We start from the raw sequence: 3,622 nt of genomic DNA on the forward strand, positions 1-3,622 counted from the left end.
AAGCCGATCGGCTTCAAAATCACCAAGGCTCATTTCTTTGCAGATGGAAGTAGATAGCGAACGTCCGCTGTTGGCGCTTTCGGGCCATGGCGACGGTCGGCCCTTTGCGGTCATGATACAGGTTGCAAAAACCGCATCAGGCAATAATGATTTCGACATGGCAATTTGGCAATTCGCTTTTGATCTAATGCCGTCGTCGGCCGCAGTCATTAATGGGGCGGTTGCCGTACGAATGACGCGAGCGCAGCTTGAGGCTGTAAATCCAGACTTTTCAGGTCCCACAATAATGCATCTGTTTGAGCGATTGAACTCAATGATGCCTGAGAAGACATCTTGGAGCCCGAGCTTGCGTATATGGGGTGATGAGAAGACAAACGATGTGCAAGTTGTCCTTGGAGAGCCCGGTATTGAAGGGGTGCAATTTCGTTTGGACGTTACCAACCTTTCTATGCCGCTTGTAGCGCAAATTTGCTCACTCGCGCAGGATACAGCATGCGTGTTGGTAACGCGAGACGGAGCAATTGTCCGACCTAATGGGACTTCACTCATTCGGGCAGTCATGCGTTCAAACGCGGCGCGATATGTCCGTGATCCGGAACGTTTCATACGGGAATTCGCCGCAGAAAATCCAGAACAAATTTAAAGCAAGGCCTTTGCATCAACGCCTGCTTTCGGCGCGAAGCGGAAGAAGGACATCGGCCCAGAGCCGCCATTGAATACACGCGTCGCTACACCGGGGTGATACTTATGGTCAGGGTACAACAGGTGACAACGATCTTGCTCAGCATACTAGGGCTGATTTTCGGCGGTGTGCTTGGCTTTGGAAGCGCGGAAATATTTGGAGCGCTGATGTTCGCCCTCGTAGGGGCAATTGTTGGATTGTGTCTGGGCCTGTTGGGCTGGCGGATAATTTATTTGTTGGCTCTGTTTCCTTAGCCATGTCCGCTTCTGATGCTGTGGACGGCTCCTCCGCCGGCATCGCGATGTGCCATATTCGCGGTGCTGTTAGGAACCGCATGGGAGGAGCCATCCATGGAAGAGATTACCACGATTGGAGTCGACATTGCTAAGTCGGTGTTCCAGGTTCACGCCATTTCCGCAACCGGCGCGGTCCTCGTCCGCCGACAATTGAAGCGCCGCTACGTCGTTCAGTTTTTTGCGAACCTCACCCCCTGTCTTGTTGGTATAGAAGCTTGCGCAACCGCGCATCACTGGGGTCGTGAGCTGGAGAAACTCGGGCACCGAGTGCGGCTTATGCCGCCGCGCTATGTGAAGCCTTACGTCAAACGCAACAAAAACGATGCGGCGGATGCTGAGGCGATATGCGAAGCCGTGACACGGCCGAACATGCGCTTTGTTCCGATCAAGACAGCCGATCAGCAATCGATCCTGATGCTTCATCGGACCCGCATGCTGTTTATTCGCCAGCGCACGATGACCATCAACGCTGTCCGTGCCCACCTCGCCGAGTTCGGTATTGTTGCGGGGATCGGTCGTAACGGGCTGATTGAGCTTCTCAATCTCATTCGCAAGGGTGAGAAACCTGAGATACCAGCCGAAGCATGTTCATGTCTTGCCGCCTTGGCCGACCAGGTCGATCTCTTGAAGCAGCGAATACTGGAACTGGATCGGCAGATCATGAAGTGGCACCGCGCCCATGATCTCAGCCGTAAGCTCGAAGGCATTCCAGGTGTTGGTCCATTGGTAGCAACCGCACTGGCTGCCAGCGTTCCCGACCCCGGCGTCTTCCGTTCCGGTCGCGATCTGAGTGCCTGGATTGGCCTAGTCCCGAAACAGAACTCCAGTGGCGGCAAGGAGAAACTCGGCGGGATCAGCAAGGCTGGGAACCGATATCTACGGCAATTATTGGTGGTTGGCGCGATGGCGGTGATCAAGCGAGCCAAGCTATTGGGCTATACCCGCCATCCTTGGCTGGTCTCATTGATGGAACGCCGATCAACGAAGGTCGCCGCAGTAGCGCTCGCCAACAAAATGGCACGGGTTGCATGGGCAATCATGAGCCGGAATGAACCCTATAGAATAGTGCCGGTCACCGCCGGAAATTGATACACGGCGCATGTGCCGTGAACGTCGTTGGTAAGAGCAGGAGACTTATAACGCACCTACGCCAGTCGGCCCAAGGAAAGGGACAACCCATTTTGCGCCAGGCGCTTCGAGCGCGGGCTTTTGACCGGGACCCAATCCGCGGAGAGCATTATGGCCAGCGGCCTCGTTCTGTGCCGCATCCAAAGGCCGGACACATGGCAGCTCCGACCAGCAACGTGCAAAAAGTCGACAAAACTCTTGCCAAACCGGAGCCGTCCACACATGGCGCAAAGCGGCCGTCGATCTTCCGAAGGATGTCAGGGCGGGCGGCGTCGTCTGATCTTGCGCACGCTTAAGGAGCCTGCTTATTTGCATAGGTTATGTGGGCTGATTTCGTGAGTGCAATGCGATAGTGCTGCATACGCGTCAAATTGATCGTCCGTCTCAGGAAGTATTCGTGATCAGATACCCCTTCATTGCGCTAATGTTCGTCATCTGCGTTGCGTGTGCCTACCTATCTTGGACGAATTTCTTACAGAAAAAGGAAGCGGATCGCCTTGGAGTCCCTAATTGGGGGAAGTCAGGGTGGAGCTACATCGAGGTCGATCATCCGCGGTGCTCGGATGAACTTCGTCGTGCTTACAGGAAGACAAATAGGCTGTTTTGGCTTAATGGCGCTGTCCTGATCTCGATGCTGTCTTTGCTTACGTGGCTGTAGCTTGCATTGGATGTTAGGGAGCGGGGTCCACTCTTAGCCCGAAGCGGTCATCGGGTCACACCTAGTGTCGATGCCGTTTCCGTCTGCCAAGTGAGTAGTTGGTGCTTTGCCGCTTCAGGATCAGCTCGAAGCATCTGAATCATCCACTCGATGCGAGAGGCCTGTTGATCCTGCCATTCAATTTCTCGATTGAATCCTGTGATCTTCTCAAGTTGCTTCAATGCCATCGCTGTGTCTCCAGTTAAGATTCGGCAGAACGCGCTAGCTTCTTTTACTTGCGTGTTGTTCGATCTCATCGCATCCAATGTCTCAGCCGCCCCATCAAGGGTCACTACCTTCTGTAGGAACGGAAGAGCTTGCTTGGAGAGCGATTTCGAGATGTCAGCAAGTAAGTTTGGACGGGCAGACTCCCAGCCATCCATCCCAGCGGTATCAGTTATACGGAAACCGAAGGTAAAGTGTATGTGTTCCGCAGGGACGCAGAGTGGCTGGAAGAAAACGTGCATGTAAAACGACGTTTTGCTATGACTCGAACCGTCAAAGGCTATTCCGCGCAGTATGGGGCCTGTCGGCTCGGCTAGTATGAGCGCTCCCTTTACATGGTAGCCATGAAGGCGATCCAGCAGTTTCCGACCTAGCGTGGAAAAATCTTTCTTTCGCATCGATGCTCTCATCACATTGGATGAGCGACCATAAAACGCAGTATCAAATATTCAAGCGAAGGCGCTTGTGGCGCGCCAGTTACATGACCGCTTCTGGCGCGAAGCGGAAGACGGCCTTCGGCCGAGGCTGTGTGAAAACCCGGTCCTGATGTAGAATCATCTTCGTCGATCGGAGGTGGCAATGTCAGGCTATATC

The 3,622-nt window shown here is 54.0% G+C and carries 4 protein-coding genes; 2 read left to right on the top strand and 2 right to left on the bottom strand.

Annotation, left to right across the window (positions count from 1 at the left end):
• The coding region (locus JZX87_RS30805; RefSeq protein WP_206829624.1) for a hypothetical protein at nucleotides 1-643 on the top strand (643 nt) is incomplete at its 5' end.
• 389 nt (nucleotides 644-1,032) lie between these two features.
• The gene (locus JZX87_RS30810; protein WP_206829625.1) at nucleotides 1,033-2,067 is read left to right on the top strand and encodes an IS110 family RNA-guided transposase; all 1,035 of its coding nucleotides are present in this window, start codon (nucleotides 1,033-1,035) and stop codon (nucleotides 2,065-2,067) included.
• 744 nt (nucleotides 2,068-2,811) lie between these two features.
• Here the strand turns inward: JZX87_RS30810 and JZX87_RS30815 are convergent.
• Nucleotides 2,812-3,426 carry a hypothetical protein gene (locus JZX87_RS30815; RefSeq protein ID WP_206829626.1) on the bottom strand — a complete coding sequence of 205 codons (615 nt, stop codon included), beginning with the start codon at nucleotides 3,424-3,426 and terminating at the stop codon, nucleotides 2,812-2,814.
• 11 nt (nucleotides 3,427-3,437) lie between these two features.
• On the bottom strand, nucleotides 3,438-3,622 hold a 185-nt coding region (locus tag JZX87_RS30820), incomplete at its 5' end, for a hypothetical protein (protein WP_206829627.1).

The organism is Agrobacterium sp. Ap1 (assembly GCF_017313375.1).
In the GTDB taxonomy this organism is placed as follows: domain Bacteria; phylum Pseudomonadota; class Alphaproteobacteria; order Rhizobiales; family Rhizobiaceae; genus Neorhizobium; species Neorhizobium cellulosilyticum.